Raw genomic sequence first — 19,547 nt, forward strand, 5'->3', positions numbered from 1 at the left:
TTTTGAAGATAGGAGGGGTTATAGGGGAGGCAACCACCAACGAAGTTTCGAGGTCAAGAAATCTTTTATCCGAAAAAGTGTCTTTCCTCCCCTAAAAAGGAGTTTTTATGCATAAAGAATTATTTGCATTTTTGAGTAAGAGAGGAAAAATCGATGTATGTATTTCTTCTCTGTTTTTTACCTTGTACGGATTGAGCTCCGTGGGGATGTTGCTTACGGTGTTTTCGATATTGTTTAAGATTGCTGCCGGGATTGATGTGCAGGGGCTCTACGGGACTTTTGCAATGCTGATAGGCTTGGTCGTTTTTAAGGGACTTTGCAATATGATTGCCGACTTAAAAAAGCACGGAGCCGGCTTTGATGTAGTGCAGCAAATACGGGAGCGGATGATTGTAAAATTAAAGCTGTTTAGTTTGGGATTTTATACGAATGAACGGCTGGGAGAATTAAATACAATTCTTCATAAAGATGTGGACAATATGTCGATGGTGGTAGGGCACATGTGGCCGCGGATGTTCGGTGATTTTCTTATTGCTTTTACGGTATTTATAGGTCTTTGCTTTATCAACCTTAGTGCAGCCCTTGTTATGGCCGCGTCGATTCCGCTTTCGCTTGCCTATCTTTTTTACACAATTAAGGGAGCACAAAAAACGGAACATAACAATAATTCCGCCCTTGCCGACATGGTGAGTTTATTTGTCGAATATGTACGCGGTATTCCGGTGCTCAAAAGTTTTTCGCATAATAAAAGTCTGGATAATGAGCTTTTTGAAAAGACAAAAAAATTCGGAGAAACAAGTAAGGCTGCTTCCCGTTTTAAGGCAAGACAGCTTTCGGTCTTTTCGTTTTTAATCGATGCAGGGTATTTTGTTCTTTTTATTTATTCAGGTCTTGCCGCATTACGCGGAAGCATTGATGTGCTCAGCTTTATGATTATCGCAGTCATTTCAAAAGAATTTTATAAACCTTTTGCAGCTCTGGAAACGCACTATATGTATTATGTGTCTGCCGTAGACAGCTATCACCGCTTGGGAAAAATTCTTCATGCCGAGGTAATAGCCGATAAAACAGACGGAGTTACTCCTGCACAAAACGATATTGTTTTTAAAGATGTAGCATTTTCCTATGCACAAGATGAGTTCAAAATGAATGGAGTAACTTTTTCCGTTCCGGAAAAAACGATGACCGCGCTTGTAGGAGAATCGGGAAGCGGTAAGACGACGGTTACGAATTTGCTGTTGCGCTTTTACGATGTGCAAGGCGGAAGTATTACACTCGGCGGTACCGATATTCGGGATATTCCCTACGATGAGCTTTTGGATCGCATCAGCATCGTTATGCAAAATGTTCAGCTTTTCGATAACACCATCGAAGAAAATATCCGAGTAGGTAAAAAAGGGGCAACAAAAGAAGAAATCATCAAAGCTGCAAAAAAGGCAAGGATACATGATTTTATTATGAGCTTGCCGAAAGGCTATGAAACGGATATTGGAGAAAACGGTGGTCTCTTATCCGGCGGACAAAGACAGCGGATTTCCATTGCACGAGCATTTTTAAAAGACGCTCCGATTTTAATCCTTGATGAAATGACCAGTAATGTCGATCCCGTAAATGAGTCTTTAATACAGGATGCCATTACAGAACTTGCAAAAAACAGAACGGTTCTGGTCATTGCGCATCATCTAAAAACTATTCAACAAGCAGATCAAATCCTTGTGTTTCAAAAAGGCTGTCTTATCGAAAAAGGAAAACACGATGAACTTTTGGAAAAGGACGCTTACTATGCTCGGCTTTGGAAAGCACAATACGGGAGCGGAATGTGCTCTCGCTAAAAGATATTTCGTATAAAACAAGGACAGGTCTTCTCATTCTCGACAATATAAACCTCGAAATAAAAAAAGGAGAATTTGTTGTCATTACCGGAAAAAGCGGAAGCGGGAAGAGCACACTCGGCTCTGTTATCAACGGCCTTATCTCGCATTACTATGACGGAGTATTAACGGGCGAAGCTTATCTAAACGGAAAAGATATACGCACTATGGAGCTTTCACAAATAGGCTGCATAGTAGGCTGTGTATTCCAAGACCCGCGAAGTCAGTTTTTTATGACCGATCCTTTTAGTGAAGCGGCATTCGGTTGCAGCAATATGCTTTTGAACAGGGAAGAAATACTGAAAAGGGTAGACAGCAGTTTGAAGCTGCTTGGAATAAATCATCTAAAAGAGAAGAGTATCTTTAAACTTTCAAGCGGTGAAAAACAAAAACTGGCTATCGCGTCATGCTATGCGATGTCGCCTGACATTTTTTTGTTCGATGAACCTACGGCTAATCTGGATATTCATTCCATCTTTGATTTGGAAAACATATTACGGAGCTTAAAAGAAGAAGGAAAAACCATTATCGTTTTTGAGCACAGATTATTTTATCTTTCAGCCTTATGCAGCCGTATGCTCGTTATGGATAAGGGAAGAATTACGGGCGAATACTCAAAAGATGAATTTCTTGAGCTGCAAAAAAACAATAAAAATATTCGCCCCATATATTTGGGAAATCTCGATACGGTTCATTCTAAAAGTATTATCGATAAAACCACCCCATTGTTTGAAATAAAAAACATTTCATATTCACATTCAAAACAGGAAAAAACGGATGTGCTTAAAGACATATCGATAAGAGCTTATGAAAAAGAAGTTATCGGCATTATCGGTGAAAACGGAGCGGGTAAAACAACTCTCGCTAAATTGTGCACAGGCTTATTAAAAGAAAAAAGCGGAAGCGTTTTGATTAAAGGAGAAAAGTCGAGCTATAAGAAAAGGACGGGAAGTATATATTTTGTCATGCAGGACTCCGACTATCAACTTTTCGGTAATACCGTAGAGGATGAATTGGATATAGGAAAAAAAGGCGGCGGTTTGAGCGGTACGGAAAAAGAAACCGTTTTATCGGATTTTGAAATTCTTGATTTAAAAGAACGGCATCCTCTTGCCCTCTCAAGAGGTCAAAAGCAACGGCTCACCATTGCAGCAGCTTTTTGCAATAACAGTAAGATACTTTTTTTGGATGAACCGACAAGCGGTTTGGATAAACATTCTATGGATTTGGTTTCTAAAAGTATTCTCACTGCGGCAAATGCAGGTAGGCTTATATTTGTAATATCGCATGATTATGAATTTTTACTGTCTGTCTGCAACAGAATTATTTATTTAAAAAGCGGAATGGTTCACGCTGATTTCAATTTAAATAATGATACCAAGAAAATACTCTGGGAGTTTTTAAGTAAAAAAGAGGAAATGTGAAGTGAATACAAAAAGAAAAGCGGATCCGAGGACGGTACTCGGCATTGTATTTATTTTTATCTCGTTTGGTCTTGCCGTCAATAAGCCTCTCCCCTCACATGTTTTACTTATTATTTGTAATTTCTATTTATGGGATGTACGCGCTTATCGTGAGTCCGTTTTATATAGCGGAATGTATAGTATCATTGCCGTGTCGATGTTTTATATTCATTATATTCCGAATTCGACAATTGCTCTCATGATTGTATCTTTAAGTTATTTTATTCAAAAATTCGTTATTGCGGTTATGATGATTATATTCTTGAAAAAGAAAACTTCTATGCCCTCTATTATATCGGCTATGCAGACGATGAAATTTCCAAACGTAATAGCAATTCCCTTAATCGTTGTATTTAGGTATCTCCCGTCCTTAAAAGAAGATTACGGCTGTTTAAAAGACAGTTTAAAAATAAGAGGAATTTCTATTTCGGGCTTACGGTTTTTAATTCATCCCATTCGTTCTTTAGAACTTATAATTGTTCCGATTTTATTTAGAAGTCTTCGCATAGCTGAGGAACTTTCCACATCGGTTTTGCTGAGAGGAATTGAAAATTATAAAAACAGAACAAATATCTATCCGCTCAAATTTACGAAAACGGATTTTGTATACGGATTATGTACGGCTATTGCTGTGGGTACGGTATCGTACTTACAGTTTAGTAATATTTTTTAAGGAGATATGATAAACAGCTCAACAGAAATTCTGTTTCGCTGTTTATCTTCGAGTTTGCCAAAGGCAAACATCGTATTATTGTATGCAGCTTTGCATGTGCAAAGCTGCTTGAAAAAACTTTTTTCGCAAATTAATATTTGCTGCAAAAAGTTTTTATAGGAGAATATAAACTATGGAAACAAAGACAAACAAATTGAATGCACGGGATTTTATTTTTATCGGAATCTTCGCTGCGGTTGCACTATTAATTTTCTTTATTACGGGAGCACTCGCTGCATTAACGCTTTTCGGAACGATAGCCAATATCCCGATTACGCTGTTTTTTGTATCGATAGCATTTATGCTGGCGGCATCAAAGGTAAGAAAAACGGGCGTCTTTTTTATTATGGGGATAATTATCGTTTTACCGGGATTTATGGCGGCAAACGGAATAGGTGTCGGCCTTTCAATTATCGGCTGGTTCATTGCGGAGACTCTTGCGTCAATGATGAAGTACAAGGATAAAAAAGCAATCATACTGCCCTATGTGCTTGGCTCCACATTGCAGACAGCCTTGTTCACCCTGCCTATGTATCTTTCGCATGGAGAATACTTTGTGCAGAGGAAAGAAATTTTACATTTAACAGATGAGACATTACAGCACTATTTACAAGTGGTAGGTTCCTGGGAGATGTATGGTGCGATGGTAGCTTTAACGATTATAACAAGTCTGCTGGGGGCATGTATCTCTATGCGGATATTAAAAAAGCATTTTGAAAAAGCGGGGGTTATTTAAAAAGTAATATTTTAATTGTTTAGGTATGAGTAATCTCTAAAAAACCGCAACCCCCATTTGCTTGTTCTGTAAGGAATGATTATTATAGGCAACCTCTAAAAAACGAAGTTTTTAGAGGTTCCTTGAATATCCCACAGCCGCCGGTATAGTCCCTCTTGAGCAATCAGCTCTGTATGAGAGCCGCGCTGACTGATTGTTCCATTTTCCAGCACGAGAATCTGATCGGCGTTTTGTATACTAGAAAGTTTGTGCGCAATCATAATCACCGTTTTGTTTTTTAAAAGTTCCTGTAAAGCCGTCTGAATCAACTGCTCATTTTCCGCATCGACATTTGCCGTTACCTCATCCAAGAGGATAATCGGTGCATCCTTGAGAAGCGCCCGTGCAATGGAAATACGCTGCTTTTCTCCGCCGGAAAGCCGTGCCCCCGCCTCACCGATAACCGTGTTGTAGCCATCTTCCATCGCTTCAATAAATTCCGCACATCCTGCACGCCGTGCTGCTTCACAGACTTCTTCAATTGTTGCATCAAGCCGTCCGATACGGATATTGTTCAGCACGGTATCATTAAACAAAAATACATCCTGAAATACAAAACTGATATTCTTTAACAAGTGTTCGTACGAGAGCGTTTTTACCGCCTTGCCGCCGATGCTGATCTCCCCATGCCCGGGCAGGATATCCCAAAAGCGCGCAATCAAATTCGTAATCGTTGTTTTGCCGCTCCCCGAAAGTCCGACAAGAGCCGTCGTCGTTCCCTTCGGTACGCAAAAACTAACGTCCCGCAATACCGGCGTTTTATTGTATGCAAAATTCACATGCTCAAAACAAATATCGTACCGCTCAAGTTTTTCCGTGCCGGAAATATCTTCTAATTTAGGAATCGTCTTAATTTGATTCATCCGGTCGATGGACTGCTGCGTCATCTTTGCAAAGATACTGAATATCCCCATCGCTTCGGCGCCGGTAAAAAGACTGAACGAGGCAAGCATCAATAAAAAGGCTTGCGGAAATATGAAGTCCTTGTGCAATAGAAACAGTCCGGAAAGAAATACAATTCCCGTCGTAATCAGCCGAAAACATAATTGATACATGCCCATCGGTGGGATATGAACAAATTCTCCTCGTACGGAAAATGCGCGCAATCTTTCATAAGCGTCTTGTGTTTTAGAAAATTGTTTTTCCGTCATATTGTAGGATTTCAATACAGGAAGTCCCTTGATAAATTCAATCGTATCTTCCGTTACCTGCCCGATCAATTTTTGTCGGTTTAGCTTGAGCGCATCCTGCCGTGTTGCAAGATATCGGTAGGCAAACCATGTCGGGATGAGCAAGACAAGCACGAGCAAAAAAATACGGTAATCAAATGAGAGGCAGATCATAAGCGCGATGATAAATACCGGAATGCCGACTGCAACTTTTTCAATGACACCTATGCCTTCTATTTCCAAAAACGCTGCGTCCGAGGTAATCGTCGAAACCACATCGCCCAAATTCTTTTCGTTAAAAAAACCGAGCGGCACCTTCCGCAATTCCTTCCCCAACGTTTTGCGCTCTTCCGCCATACACTTATACCCCGCGCCCGACCGCAGACACGAAACAAGGTAACGCAATATGATGCGAGCAAGAATACTCGCCAACATAATCAGCGAATACCGGATCATTACCGGCATCGTCAAAGCCTCCGCAACATCAGGATTAAATTCCGGCATCCGCGCAGTAATATGAAACGCTGCCAGCAAAGGAACCACAATCAGCCAGCCGTCAAAAAAGCTCAACACAAGCGAAGCATACAGCTCTCTTTTTTGCCCGCTCATCAACTTGATAAAATCCCGCACCGTTTTTAACATACCGACTCCCCCATTACCCTTTCCAGCTTCCAGTTCCGGCTCTGCACCTGCGTACTCCACAGCTTTGCATACAGCGGTGATTGCTTCAACAGTTCGCCGTGTGTTCCCGTTGCAGCAACCGTTCCGTTATTCATCACGATAATTTGATCACAGCCGGTAACTGTTGATAACCGGTGTACAATTACAATGAGCGTTTTGTCTTTGCACAATTCTTCAAGCGACTTTTGAATTTTGTGCTGATTTTCCATATCAGCATAAGCGGTTGCTTCGTCAAGAATCAGTATCGGTGCGTTTCGCAACAGAGCACGTGCAATAATAATCCGCTGCCGCTGACCTCCCGACAATTTTGCACCATCATCTCCCGCACTTGTGTTGTAGCCATTTTCAAACGCAATGATAAACTCATGGCAATATGCTTTTTTCGCCGCTTCAATGACTTCCTCATCGGACGCATCGGGCTTACCAAGCCGTATGTTTTCCATAATCGTCATGTTGAATAAAAAGGTGTCCTGCGTTACATAGTTGACCCGCTGCATCAACTGATCCAAAGATAAATCTCGATAGGCAACACCGCCTATTGTTATACTTCCTTCCTGTACATCCCAAAAGCGTGCAATAAGATTAGCGACGGTTGTTTTACCGGAACCTGAATGCCCGACAATCGCCGTCTTTGTTTTTTCAGGGAACACAAGTGAAATATCATGCAGCACATGGACATCGTCATACGCAAAAGAAACATGATGCAGCGCAATTTCGTTATTCGGTATTTCACCGGCGGCTGTATCTGGTTCTTGTAATTCAGGAGCAGAGAGAACTTCGTTGATGAGACGTTCACCGTTTTTAATGTAATAAAAGTTATCCATAAATTCCGTGAACTTTAAAAGCGAAGTCCCGATCCCGACGGACACCAACACGGAAAACAAATACAACTGTGCACTTAAACTGTCGGTGCAATATAAAAAGCCGCCGACACTCAGTACGCTTGCCAAAAGCGAGGAGAGCAAAACAATCGAAGGGGACGCTGCAACATACATTCGATTATAAAGCCGGAGTGTCGCCGTTTTGTATTTGTCAATGGAAGTTTCATATTGAGAAAGCGCAGCATCCTCTCTCCCGAAAATTTTGATTTCCTTATTTCCGCGGATATATTCGATAACTCTCCCATTCATATTTTCGAGCATGGTATAATAGGTGTCAGCAAATTCATTCATAATGCCGATATACATCGGAAGATAAAACAGCAGCGTCAGCGTGGCGGGAATCAATACCGAAAGTCCCATCCGCCAGTCGAAGCTGAAAAGCAGCGCGATAACACTGACAGGCAGCAGGACGTTTGAAGTCGTTTCGGGGATCGCGTGCGCAAGCGGATATTCGAGGTGTTCGAGGCTGTCAATCAAGAGACTGTGAAAGTAGCCGCTCCCTTTTGCTTGCATGTAGCCCAGCGGCATACGCATCATTTTTTCCGTAATGGAAAGCCGCACTTTTTTCAAAATAGAAAACGCCGTCTTATGCGAAAGAGCGGTTGAAAGACAGTGCATCAGTATTTCGAGCGCAAGCGACAGCAAAATCAACAGCGCATACCATAACACCGTCCGCCCATTGCCCCCCTGCACAATATGCAGCAGCAGCCGATATACCGCATAATACGGCAACAACCCGAAAAACACGGAAGCAATCGCCAAGGCCACAGAAACACTATAAACCGGAATATGTTCTTTTACAAAATCCTTAAATCGCATAGTTTGTTTATACGTCTTTTTGAATAAGCTGTCCGCAAAACCGGTAAAAGTTTGTCTGATGGCGATATATTTTGGCTGCAAGCGAAAGCGAGGAGGAATAGCATTTTCTAAGGGGATATTCGTAAAATGCTTGAAAGTTTATCTGATAACAAGCGGATAGTACGGAAGTATGAATCTAAGGAGCACCTCTAAAAACAGAAGTTTTTAGAAGTGCTCTATTGAATCTTTTTATGAATAGCCATGTATTATGTAGGGAGGTAACTGCACGATACCTATCAATGAGTGCGGTACTCCGACGGCAGAACACCTGTATAATTTTTAAATTGAACTGAAAAACTTCCCGCATTTTTGTAGCCGAGCCGGTAAGCAATTTCCGCAACATAGAGATTACTATGCGTTAAAAGTTCACAGGCTTTTTCCATCTTTTTTTGCGTTATATAGCCGGAAAATGTTTGCCCCGTTACCGCCTTAAACACATATTTAAATTTTGAAACACTCATATATGCTTCGGCTGCCAGTTCGGATAACAAAAAGTTTTGAGATAAATGATTGTTCGCATATTCTGTGATCCTTGCAACGGCACGCTTGTCGGAAGCTGCAAGTTTTAGATCATGCATAGAGCGGAACTCTTCCGCTTTCTGCATGATGATTGCAGTCAGCTCATCGATCTTGCTTTTGAAAAAGAGCCGTGAACTAAGTTCACTCCCGTTAAAGCTGCGTATCTTGCTAAATATCGCTGCAATTTCAGGAATTACAACACCATGCGGAAACACCTGTAGATATTTTTTTAAATCAATTCCTTTTATACCGAACTCTTTTTTGAGATATGTTTCGTAATAATCCGGCAGCAGCTGAATACCAATCACCTTTGCCGGAACATTTTTTTTGATGACATATCGATAGGTTCGGTTATCCGGTGCATAAGCGATATACTGCATTCCTGCCGATACATTCCCCTGCGGATAACGCCGATCAGAATCGATGGAATCATACTGCTGTATGCTGATGGAGTCCTCTGCCGGCACGGAATATTCAAAATCCCTGATATATGAATGCTCTGCAATGCATATACTCGCATAGGAATCGAGTTGATATAGAGCAGTGTATCCTTTGCCGTAGTCGGATGAAAATTGATAGGTGTCAAAACACTCGTTCAGCAACGCGCCTTTTTTTGTAAGTGTGCTGCCGGTATGGTCTATAAAACTTTGATAACTGTTGGTCAATTTTGAAAGTTCCTTATATGTAGTTATATAGCTTCGTTTACATTTTTAGCTCCGTATTTTTTAAAAACGCTTCAATTCTGTTATTTCTTTTTTTAATAAATGAAATACAATTATCCATGAATTTATAGTATTCGTCAATTGATTTAGGTAAAGGATCATCATTAAAATCTACAAATGGAATAAAATATTTAATCGTATTAAAATCATCCGTAACAAGGTCCTGTAATAAAAAAAACGTACAAAATTCTTTAAAACTAACAAATAGCTTTAGATACTCATCGTATCTTTTAAAAGTATCAAATAAGGGATTATTTTTTCCTTCAAAATATCTTCTTAAACATTCCAATGTAAGATCAAAACGATCATATAATTTGGGATGAGTGCCTCTATTTTGATTAATGGTTCTTCCATCTTTCATCCTCTTAGGAAAAATCATAAACGCCCCGAATGTATGAGCGAACTTTTCGAATTCTATCTTTTTATCACCAGCTATATATGGAATAATTTCTTTTCCAATTTGATGCCTCGTCCAACATTCAGTGTATGTTGTAACGATAATATCACTTGATAAGACAATGTGATGAGAATTGATATCCGCAATCAGAATATAACGACCATCATCATCTGTTTTACTTTCTAAATTGAAGAAGACCCCATTCGGTAGCTTCTTACTCCATAATATTTTATGCACATCATTTAATATCTTACTGTAACCATCAGGGTCTTTCAAATTAGAATCTACGCGTACATCTATAGTTGTATCATATTTCATTATGAACTCTTCTTTAATTAAAAGTTATGTGTCTCATTGTATATAATCAATTATAAAACTGTACTTCTACGCTATGGGTATCAGGTACTCTCCAGTGCATCAAGATTGCGGAATTCAGTTATCACAAAATAGCTTCGGCTGTTTTAGAATCTTCAAAACATACATCGTTATCGGTAATTATAATTCCATCTTTTTCACAAAAACTTTTACGGCTCATAATAAGCTCCTACAGCCTATACTATACAATAAATAGCCGAATAATGCTATGTTATGGAACATTATTTTATTTTAGAAATATTTGTCACTTTTCTACTAACCTGTATAATGCCGGTAAAATAAATTTTCTTCCATACCCTCCTCGCTTTCGCTCCCAGCCAAAAGATATGGCAAAAAGATAATCTTTCGATGTTTTGATAGCCGCAGCTAACTTATATGGCTATGATAGCATAAAAGATTTTGGTATGTGGTAAAAGATTACTATGAAAGAAAACAAAACGACCGTATTTGATGTGAGAACGCTTCTTTTGTTAGATATATTGATTATGATATTTATGCTGATTTCCGGAAAGTCGGAGGTAACGCTCAGCTCTTTTATCGTTGCAGCGGCAGTGCCGATCATAACGGGGTTATACGGCGCCTTAGTGTGCTACGCTATTTTGTTTGCAGCGCTTTTTTCCTATTACCAACTGATTTTTCATTTGAAGCTGCCGGTGTTTCACTCTGCGTTTTTTTCCGTTATCGGAATACTCGCTTTTATCGTGCAGCGGATTATTCCCTTCATGCTCCTGGGGACGGTAATTAAAAAGCAAAAAAATATTTCGGAAATTACGATGGCGCTCGAACGTATGCGGCTACCGAGAGGAATTATCCTCAGCATAGCGGTAATGTTTCGCTATTTTCCGTCAATAAAAGATGACTTTTTTATCATCATCGATTCGATGAAGCTGAAAGGTTTGTACACCTCAAAACGTTCGGCTCTGCTTCATCCGATAAGGACGATGGAATTTATAATTGTGCCGATGCTGTTTAAAAGTCTGCGAACTGCCGAAGAACTTTCCTGCGCAGCACTGATCAAGGGCATTGAAAACACCGGTAAGAAAACATCGTATTTTGATGTCAAGCTTAGATCAGTTGACCTTATATTTTCGTTCGCCGCACTCGCAATTCTAACGGCAAGTACAAGCGTAAAATTGTTTTGAATGAGAGTCCGCGCGTATGATCAATCTGAATGATGTAAGCTACAAATATAACGATGCTACGGCACAGGCAATTCGACACATATCCTTGTCCGTAAAAAAAGGTGAATTGGTTGCTATTACCGGAAAAAGTGGCTGCGGAAAAACAACACTGTTTCGCTGTATGAATGGGCTGTGTCCTCATTTTTATGAAGGAGAAATAACCGGCAGCCTTACGCTAAACGGCAATGCTCTTTCATCGATGCATATATGCGATATATCAAACATTGTGGCATCCGTTTTTCAAAATTCCGAAAGCCAGTTTTTTACTACCGATGTGCTTTCCGATCTTGTGTACCCATGCGAAAATTACGGTATAGAAAAAGAGGAAATACAAGAGCGGCTGCACCGTGTTAAAAAACTGTTATCGCTGGAACCGCTTTTGAACAGAAAGCTTTCGGAACTCTCCGGAGGTGAAAAACAAAAGATTGCAATCGCTTCTGTTTTAATGTTGGATACGCGCGTTGTATTGATGGATGAGCCGTCTTCCAATCTTGACTATAGATCTGTTGAATTGCTTACACAAATACTTGCACAGCTAAAATTAAAAGATTACACGATACTCATCATCGAACATCGGCTGCATTATTTGGCGGAACTCTGCGATCGGCTCATCGTAATGAAAAACGGGTCTATAGTACGGGAATATGAAAAAGCTTCGTTACGCACTATCGGTAATGATGAGTTGCACAAACAAGGACTTCGCAGCTTGCATTTATTTCAAAATAACTGCAATACACTGATCTCTCCGCAGCGGCAACATACGGACAAACCGTTATTGGTGCTGCACGATATTCATTTTTCCTATCAAAAAAATGCTGAGGTTTTAAAAGGAATACATCTTTCAATATATCCCGGAGACAAGATCGCTTTAATCGGTAAAAACGGATGCGGAAAAACAACGCTTGGAAAAATCCTTTGCGGATTAAAACGAGAGAAAAGCGGCAATCTCTTATTTGACGGAAGCGTATTCCCTGCAAAGGTACGCAGTAAGGCGGTCGGGTATGTGATGCAGAATGTAGACTTTCAGCTTTTCGGGTGCAGTGTATATGACGATTTATTACTCGGTAACGAAGCGACGCCCGACAGGGAAAACCGGATACAAGCAGTGCTTGCAAAGCTCGGTCTATCGGACTTACAAGAACAACACCCGACAACACTGTCGATGGGACAAAAACAGCGTTTAGTGGTCGCCGCATCATTTTTGCAAAAGAAGCGGCTCACTATTTTTGACGAACCGACCAGTGGACTGGACTACGGCAGTATGAAAAATGTCTGCACACTTATCGATTTGATAACGGGGGATTCAAACGCCTCCGTGATTATCACGCATGATTATGAGTTCATTGTGAACGTTTGCAACAGAGCGGTTCTTTTGGAAGACGGACAAATAAAGGAAGATTTTCAATTGAACGGCACGATGCAGCTCGAACATATTTTTAAAGAGAGGTTATAAAGGTATGAACACAAAAAACAATCACTGGAAGATCAGTCACTTTGTTTTAATCGGTTTAATGGCGGCGATTTATGCAGCTGTTATTTATGGAGTCGGGATGTTGACAGCCGTTACTATTCCCGTTATGCACGTGTTTGCGCCCAGTATGACGGGAATTTTGATGGGGCCTATCGTGCTTTTTGTTGTAAAGACTGTTCGGCGATTCGGTGTATTGACGCTGCTTGCCGGTTTGGGCGTTACACTTTTTACGCTGACCGGGATGGGAAGTATCAACTGTTTAATTTTTGTTGTCATTATAGGCTTGATAGCTGATGTAATTATCACAAAAACAGGATTCAAAACACTTTCAATCGGTATCGGTCACGGACTGACGCAGGCTGCCTATTTTACCGGAGGCGCGTTTCCCTTCCTTTTCTTTTTGGAACGGGAATTAGCAAAGTGGCAGGAAATGGGAATGAGCCGGGAAGAGATACTTGAATATGTACGCTATTTTACCGGAACTTTCGCTGTCATCGGCATCGTATCCGCCCTCATCTTCGGAATCGCCGGTATTTATATCGGTAAGCTCATTTTAAAACGGCACTTTAAGGATATGAAGTAGAGGATTGCCAATTATGCGATTTAAGGATGTAGAGCCGCTATCTCCGCTATTTTTTTGTTTGTAGAAGAAATATAAAACGCTCCCGTTGTTAGTTTATATTTTTTTAGATAGCAGTACGGACTGTCGCAGTATATTTGTCTGAACAATTTTTGAAAAATCGTGTAACTTATTCGTGAGGGTTTAATACCCCGACGCTTGCGTCGGGGTTGTTGATTCCTTCCGTTTTTACAAGCTGTTGAAATGAAATATTCTTATCAAGCGTAATAAAGTGTATGAAAATACACAAAATATACCATCGCTTGCATCGGTGAGACGAGGGGGAGCGGAAAAACAAATGGCGTACGTAAAAAAGAAGTAGTTGCGGTTGAGGGAACTGAAAACGCAACTGGTAATAATTCAGAAGTACACCGTTTTTTTGAAGCGCTGTCCATCATTTTACGTCCGTGTAAAATGATGAGCACGAGTTTTTGTTGCATAAAAACATCGCGCATAATCTCTTTTGTGCCGTCCATGGCACAAGCTTTTATTCGGGGAGACTTCCACCGCCCGCCGTATTTACTCATGTAAAAATCTAACCGTAGCTATCTATGACCAAGGCTGAGCCATAGAGATAAGTTTACTCTGCAAATATTGCGTTGTTTCAAGCAGCTGTTGTAAATCCAAGTTGTTCTTCCTGCGGCACAGCTCAGCTTTTGCCGCCTCGCTTACATCAGAGCTTTCCATCAGCCTGCAATACGGTGTCTTTGCCGTATCATATTTTTTTATGACCTTTGCGTCTATCCGTTTTTTTGCAATGATCTTCATTGAGGGAAAAAAGAAATTGACGAGTGCATTGTACTGTTCATAAAGGTCATCCATGATCATACGTGCAGCTTCTCCCTCAAAGCGATAGTAACCGACGATGCGTCTTACGACAGGAGTGCAGTTTTTTATTCATCCTATCCGCTCACTGGAGTTTATAATTGTTCCGATTTTATTTAGAAGTCTTCGCATAGCTGAGGAACTTTCCACATCGGTTTTGCTGAGAGGAATTGAAAATTATAAAAACAGAACAAATATCTATCCGCTCAAATTTACGAAAACGGATTTTGTATACGGATTATGTACGGCTATTGCTGTGGGTACGGTATCGTACTTACAGTTTAGTAATAGGGTTGAGTTTATGTTTTAATGCGACAAGGATTGAAGGGGCGGCTTTGCCGTTCCGCAGGAATGGAGCGATAGCGGAACCCCGAAAAGCCTGTTTTTTGCGATGTGTCGCAAAAAGTCGCCCTAAAAATATAATATGATAAAACAAAATATTCAAAGCAAATATAAATGTAAGGAGAATGTCATGGAAACAAAGACAAACAAATTGAATGCACGAGATTTTATTTTTATCGGAATCTTCGCTGCGGTTGCACTATTGATTTTTTTTATTACGGGAGCACTAGCTGCATTAACGCTTTTCGGAACGATAGCCAATATCCCGATTACGCTGTTTTTTGTATCGATAGCATTCATGCTGGCGGCATTAAAGGTAAGAAAAACGGGCATCTTTTTTATTATGGGGATAATTATCGTTTTACCGGGATTTATGGCGGCAAACGGAATAGGTGTCGGTCTTTCAATTATCGGCTGGTTTATTGCGGAAGCTCTTGCATCAATGATGAAGTACAAAGATAAAAAAGCAATCATATTGCCCTATGTGCTGGGCTCCACGTTGCAGACATCCTTGTTCACCATGCCTATGTATCTTTCGCATGGAGAATACTTTGTGCAAAGAAAGGAGATTTTACATTTAACGGATGAAGCTTTACAACAGTATTTGCACGTTGTAGGCTCATGGCAGATGTACGGTTCTATGATTGCATTGACGGTTATAACAAGTTTCGCGGGAGCGTGGCTTTCTATGCGGATATTGAAAAAACATTTTGAAAAAGCGGGAGTGATATAGGGGCATTTCAATTTATATCCTACCCGCCTGTATATTCATTTTGTTCAGACTGTGCTACGATAAGCCTCTATGCTGAAGACGTTATCCAAAAGCCTGCGGGAATATAAACGGACATCTGTTATCGCAGTGCTGCTGACAATTACGGAGGTGGTGTTTGAAATTATCATCCCCTCCTGTATGGCGTATCTCATTGATTTTGGAATTGAAGCCGGTGCAATGCAAACGGTGTTCAAGTACGGGGCGGCGCTTTTGGTCTTTGCGCTTATTCAATTACTGACGGGTGTATTTTCGTCGGTTACCGCAGCAAAGGCATCGGCGGGTTTTGCGGCAAATCTGCGACAGGATATGTACGACAACGTGCAGACTTTTTCTTTTTCCAACATTGACAAATTTTCACCTTCTTCCATTATAACGCGGCTTACCACCGATGTAACAAATGTGCTTAACTCCTATCAGATGCTGGTAAAACTTGCCGTGCGCGCCCCCGGAATGATGATCTTTGCGATGATTGCATCGTTTAGAATCAGTACGAACATTTCCCTCATCTTTCTCGGTATGATTCCGCTGTTGGGACTCGGTATCTTTTCGATTATCCGGAAGGTGCATCCGATATTCAGAACTGTTTTTAAAACCTACGATAAGCTCAACAATGTGGTGCAGGAAAACATACGCGGTGTCCGGGCGGTAAAATCCTTTAACCGGCAGCAGTACGAAATTACCAAGTTTGAAAACATTTCCGAATCGATTTACAAGGGCTTTTCAAAAGGGGAGCGGTACATTACGCTGATGATGCCGATGGCGCAGCTGTGTATTTATACCTGTATGATTTTGATTTCGTGGTTCGGTGCAAAGGAGATTGTTGCAAGCGGGAACAATGCTGCACAGGGGCTCACCACCGGATCGCTGATGGCGCTGTTTTCGTATGCCTCTCAAATTATGATGAGCTTGATGATGTTTTCGATGGTCTTTGTGATGATCACCATTTCCCGTTCTTCCGCAGACCGCATTGCAGAAATTTTGAATGAGCAGCCGGACATCACCAATCCTGAGCATCCCGTGATGGAGGTAAAAAACGGTGAGATACGCTTTAGCAATGCCGATTTTATGTATACTGCGGATGCCGATAAAAAAGTAATCGACAATGCGAACCTTGTTATCCGGTCGGGAGAAACGGTGGGGATTATCGGCGGCACGGGTTCTTCCAAAACTTCTTTTGTCCAGCTCATTCCCCGCTTATACGATGTTACCGCCGGTTCGGTGAGTGTCGGCGGGGTGAACGTAAAAGACTACGATGTCAAAACGCTGCGGGATGCGGTGGCAATGGTCTTGCAGAAAAATGAATTGTTCGCCGGTACGGTAAAGACTAATTTGCAGTGGGGGAATGAACACGCAAGTGATAAGGAAATTGCCGAAGCGTGCCGCCTCGCCTGCGCTGCCGAATTTGTCGAGGCAATGCCGGATGGGTATAACTCCCGTATCGAGCAGGGAGGCGCCAATGTTTCCGGCGGACAAAAACAGCGGCTCTGTATTGCGCGGGCGCTGCTCAAAAAACCTAAGATTTTAATCCTCGATGATTCAACCAGTGCGGTAGACACGAAAACGGATGCACTGATTCAAAAATCATTTAAAGACTTTCTGCCGGACACAACAAAGATCATTATTGCGCAGCGGATTTCTTCCGTGCAGCACGCAGATAAAATCCTCGTGTTTGATAACGGCGCAATTACTGCGGTCGGCACACATGATGAATTGCTGCATACAAGCGCTATCTATAAAGAAGTCTTTGAAACGCAACAAAAAGGAACTGACGACATAATGACTATCAGAACCGCCTCGGAGGGCGGTGGTTCCATGCAGCAGCGAGTTTTTCGTCAGAAAAACTCGACGTTGAGCAGTGTACACGGAGGTACACTGCTCAACAGTGCAACAAAAATCGGAGGTTCCGATGCATAATATGAAACCTGCTCACGGTGCAAAACCGGAAATGAAACTTTCCATGCCTGCCGTCAAACGGCTGCTTTCTTACCTTAACCCGTACAAGGCTGTCCTTGCGGTTGTTACAGTCTGTATTGTCGTAAGTGCAAGCGCAACCGCCGCCGCCTCTCTTTTCCTGCAAGTATTGATTGATCAGTATATTCTGCCGCTGCTTGCGCAAAGTACTCCGGTGTTTACCGGACTGCTACGGGCGCTCATCGTTATGGCGGCGGTTTACGGCGCCGGTGTCCTCTGTTCATGGATTTACAGCCGTTTGATGATCAATGTTGCGCAGCGGACACTCAAGCGAATCCGTGATGAGATGTTCGCAAAGATGCAGCGCCTGCCGATCCGGTATTTCGACACGCACACGCACGGCGATATTATGAGCCGCTACACCAACGACACCGACACACTCCGGCAGATGATTACGCAGTCAATGCCGCAGTTTGTTTCTTCCGTGTGTACGATTATCGCCGTGTTCTTTGCAATGCTGTATCAGAGTGTGTACTTGACGGTCATCGTTGTCGCTTCCATCTTTTCTATTTTGAAAGTGATTAAGTTTGTCGCAAAAAAGAGCGGCTTTTATTTTGTCCGCCAGCAGGAGACACTCGGGCAGCTCAACGGCTATGTTGAAGAGATGATAAACGGACAGAAAGTGATTAAAGTGTTCTGCCGGGAAGAAACGGTAAAAACTGAGTTTAAAGAAAAGAACGCCGCATGGCAGGAAAGCGCCGCAAAAGCAAACGCGTATGCAAATATCATCATGCCCTTTATGAATGCGCTGGGATATTTTCAGTATGTGATTGTCGCGCTTGTCGGTGCGTGGTTTGCCATTGCAAAAATCCCCAATCCGACTATCGCCGGTATCAACACGCTGACGCTCGGCACCATCGCTTCATTTTTAACGCTATCGCGGAGCTTTACCAATCCCATTTCTCAGTTATCCAATCAGCTCAATTCGGTAATCAATGCAGTTGCAGGAACCTCGCGGATTTTTGCGCTGATGGACGAAGCTCCGGAGGAAGATGCCGGTACCGTTACGCTTGTCAACGCACGGGAAGAAGCAGGCTCCTTGTCAGAAGCGGCGGAACACACGGGTGTATGGGCGTGGAAGGAAACACATGAAGACGGCGCGGTTTCTTTAACCCGACTGACGGGCAAGGTGATTTTTGAACATGTCGATTTCGGTTATAGCCTTGAGAAAACAGTGCTGAAGGACATCAACCTCTTTGCAGAGCGCGGACAAAAGGTGGCATTCGTCGGGGCGACCGGTGCAGGCAAAACAACGATTACCAATTTGATCAACCGCTTCTACGATATTAACAGCGGGACTATTACCTACGACGGCATACCGATTACCCGTATTAAGAAAGAAGACCTGCGGCGCTCGCTCGGTATCGTATTGCAAGAGGTGAATTTATTTACCGGCACTATTATGGAAAACATCCGCTTCGGCAACTTGGATGCAACCGACGAACAGTGTATCGCAGCGGCAAAACTTGCCAATGCGCACAACTTTATTACGATGCAGCCCCACGGATATGACACGGTTATTGAAGGCAACAAAAACTCCCTTTCGCAAGGACAGCGGCAGCTCTTATCCATCGCCCGCGCCGCAGTCTCCGACCCGCCCGTTATGATATTGGATGAAGCAACCTCTTCAATCGACACAAGAACCGAAGCGCTCATCCAAAAAGGTATGGATAGGCTGATGGAAGGCAGAACTGTTTTCGTCATCGCCCACCGCCTTTCCACCATCATGAACTCCGACGTTATTATGGTCTTGGATCACGGCGAAATTATCGAACGCGGCACACACGAAAGCCTTATTGCCAAAAAGGGTATGTATTATCAACTTTATACGGGAGCCTTAGACTTTGACAAATAGGCGGGCATCTACTTCGTTGCTGCGCATAAATTAATCCTCAACGTATCAAAGATACGCCTGCGGTTAATTTATGCTCGCGCCTCGCATC

The 19,547-nt window shown here is 42.0% G+C and carries 16 protein-coding genes and 1 pseudogene; 11 read left to right on the plus strand and 6 right to left on the minus strand.

Annotated features, from left to right (window positions below):
• The first annotated feature begins 107 nt into the window (after positions 1 to 107).
• From DWB79_RS05415 to DWB79_RS05430, 4 genes are all read left to right on the plus strand, one after another.
• Complete coding sequence (locus DWB79_RS05415; RefSeq protein WP_016523034.1) at positions 108 to 1,832, plus strand: ABC transporter ATP-binding protein; 1,725 nt, start codon at positions 108 to 110, stop codon at positions 1,830 to 1,832.
• Positions 1,820 to 3,295 carry an ABC transporter ATP-binding protein gene (locus DWB79_RS05420; protein ID WP_016523035.1) on the plus strand — a complete coding sequence of 492 codons (1,476 nt, stop codon included), beginning with the start codon at positions 1,820 to 1,822 and terminating at the stop codon, positions 3,293 to 3,295. Before DWB79_RS05415 ends, DWB79_RS05420 begins: the two co-directional genes overlap by 13 nt.
• Before the next feature lies 1 nt (position 3,296).
• Entirely contained in the window at positions 3,297 to 4,007 is a 711-nt protein-coding gene (locus DWB79_RS05425) for an energy-coupling factor transporter transmembrane component T family protein (protein WP_016523036.1), read from the plus strand.
• 172 nt (positions 4,008 to 4,179) lie between these two features.
• Positions 4,180 to 4,782 carry an MptD family putative ECF transporter S component gene (locus tag DWB79_RS05430; protein WP_016523037.1) on the plus strand — a complete coding sequence of 201 codons (603 nt, stop codon included), beginning with the start codon at positions 4,180 to 4,182 and terminating at the stop codon, positions 4,780 to 4,782.
• A gap of 95 nt (positions 4,783 to 4,877) precedes the next feature.
• Here the strand turns inward: DWB79_RS05430 and DWB79_RS05435 are convergent, their stop codons facing one another.
• From DWB79_RS05435 to DWB79_RS05450, 4 genes are all read right to left on the minus strand, one after another.
• Positions 4,878 to 6,632 carry an ABC transporter ATP-binding protein gene (locus tag DWB79_RS05435; RefSeq protein WP_016523038.1) on the minus strand — a complete coding sequence of 585 codons (1,755 nt, stop codon included), beginning with the start codon at positions 6,630 to 6,632 and terminating at the stop codon, positions 4,878 to 4,880.
• Positions 6,626 to 8,371 (minus strand): ABC transporter ATP-binding protein, encoded by a 1,746-nt coding sequence (locus DWB79_RS05440; RefSeq protein WP_016523039.1) that lies wholly within the window; start codon positions 8,369 to 8,371, stop codon positions 6,626 to 6,628. The genes DWB79_RS05435 and DWB79_RS05440 overlap by 7 nt, the downstream gene beginning before the upstream one ends.
• A gap of 275 nt (positions 8,372 to 8,646) precedes the next feature.
• The gene (locus tag DWB79_RS05445; protein ID WP_016523040.1) at positions 8,647 to 9,594 is read right to left on the minus strand and encodes a helix-turn-helix domain-containing protein; all 948 of its coding nucleotides are present in this window, start codon (positions 9,592 to 9,594) and stop codon (positions 8,647 to 8,649) included.
• Between the two features lie 37 nt (positions 9,595 to 9,631).
• A complete protein-coding gene (locus DWB79_RS05450) occupies positions 9,632 to 10,366 on the minus strand; it encodes a DUF6994 family protein (protein WP_016523041.1) in 735 nt (244 codons plus the stop codon).
• Positions 10,367 to 10,845: 479 nt separating this feature from the next.
• Here DWB79_RS05450 and DWB79_RS05455 point away from each other — a divergent pair, with 479 nt between their 5' ends.
• The 3 genes from DWB79_RS05455 to DWB79_RS05465 are packed head-to-tail and all read left to right on the plus strand — an operon-like array spanning position 10,846 to position 13,658.
• A complete protein-coding gene (locus DWB79_RS05455) occupies positions 10,846 to 11,565 on the plus strand; it encodes an energy-coupling factor transporter transmembrane component T (protein ID WP_016523043.1) in 720 nt (239 codons plus the stop codon).
• Between the two features lie 16 nt (positions 11,566 to 11,581).
• Complete coding sequence (locus DWB79_RS05460; protein ID WP_016523044.1) at positions 11,582 to 13,057, plus strand: ABC transporter ATP-binding protein; 1,476 nt, start codon at positions 11,582 to 11,584, stop codon at positions 13,055 to 13,057.
• A gap of 4 nt (positions 13,058 to 13,061) precedes the next feature.
• Positions 13,062 to 13,658 carry an MptD family putative ECF transporter S component gene (locus tag DWB79_RS05465; RefSeq protein ID WP_016523045.1) on the plus strand — a complete coding sequence of 199 codons (597 nt, stop codon included), beginning with the start codon at positions 13,062 to 13,064 and terminating at the stop codon, positions 13,656 to 13,658.
• A 254-nt stretch (positions 13,659 to 13,912) separates the two neighbouring features.
• Here the strand turns inward: DWB79_RS05465 and DWB79_RS05470 are convergent, their stop codons facing one another.
• Both DWB79_RS05470 and DWB79_RS05475 read right to left on the minus strand, forming a co-directional pair.
• Positions 13,913 to 14,221 (minus strand): hypothetical protein, encoded by a 309-nt coding sequence (locus DWB79_RS05470; RefSeq protein ID WP_156831505.1) that lies wholly within the window; start codon positions 14,219 to 14,221, stop codon positions 13,913 to 13,915.
• A 22-nt stretch (positions 14,222 to 14,243) separates the two neighbouring features.
• Positions 14,244 to 14,522, minus strand: a complete 279-nt coding sequence (locus tag DWB79_RS05475; protein WP_016523046.1) for a hypothetical protein — start codon at positions 14,520 to 14,522, stop codon at positions 14,244 to 14,246.
• A gap of 61 nt (positions 14,523 to 14,583) precedes the next feature.
• Here DWB79_RS05475 and DWB79_RS05480 point away from each other — a divergent pair.
• From DWB79_RS05480 to DWB79_RS05495, 4 genes and pseudogenes are all read left to right on the plus strand, one after another.
• Positions 14,584 to 14,829: pseudogene (locus DWB79_RS05480) on the plus strand (energy-coupling factor transporter transmembrane protein EcfT); the annotation flags it as partial.
• A 162-nt stretch (positions 14,830 to 14,991) separates the two neighbouring features.
• Positions 14,992 to 15,594 (plus strand): MptD family putative ECF transporter S component, encoded by a 603-nt coding sequence (locus DWB79_RS05485; RefSeq protein ID WP_016523048.1) that lies wholly within the window; start codon positions 14,992 to 14,994, stop codon positions 15,592 to 15,594.
• A 69-nt stretch (positions 15,595 to 15,663) separates the two neighbouring features.
• Complete coding sequence (locus DWB79_RS05490) at positions 15,664 to 17,547, plus strand: ABC transporter ATP-binding protein (RefSeq protein ID WP_016523049.1); 1,884 nt, start codon at positions 15,664 to 15,666, stop codon at positions 17,545 to 17,547.
• A 1-nt stretch (position 17,548) separates the two neighbouring features.
• Complete coding sequence (locus tag DWB79_RS05495; RefSeq protein ID WP_040859467.1) at positions 17,549 to 19,459, plus strand: ABC transporter ATP-binding protein; 1,911 nt, start codon at positions 17,549 to 17,551, stop codon at positions 19,457 to 19,459.
• The last annotated feature ends 88 nt before the right edge of the window (positions 19,460 to 19,547 follow it).

The organism is Treponema medium (genome assembly GCF_017161265.1).
Taxonomy (GTDB): Bacteria; Spirochaetota; Spirochaetia; order Treponematales; family Treponemataceae; genus Treponema; species Treponema medium.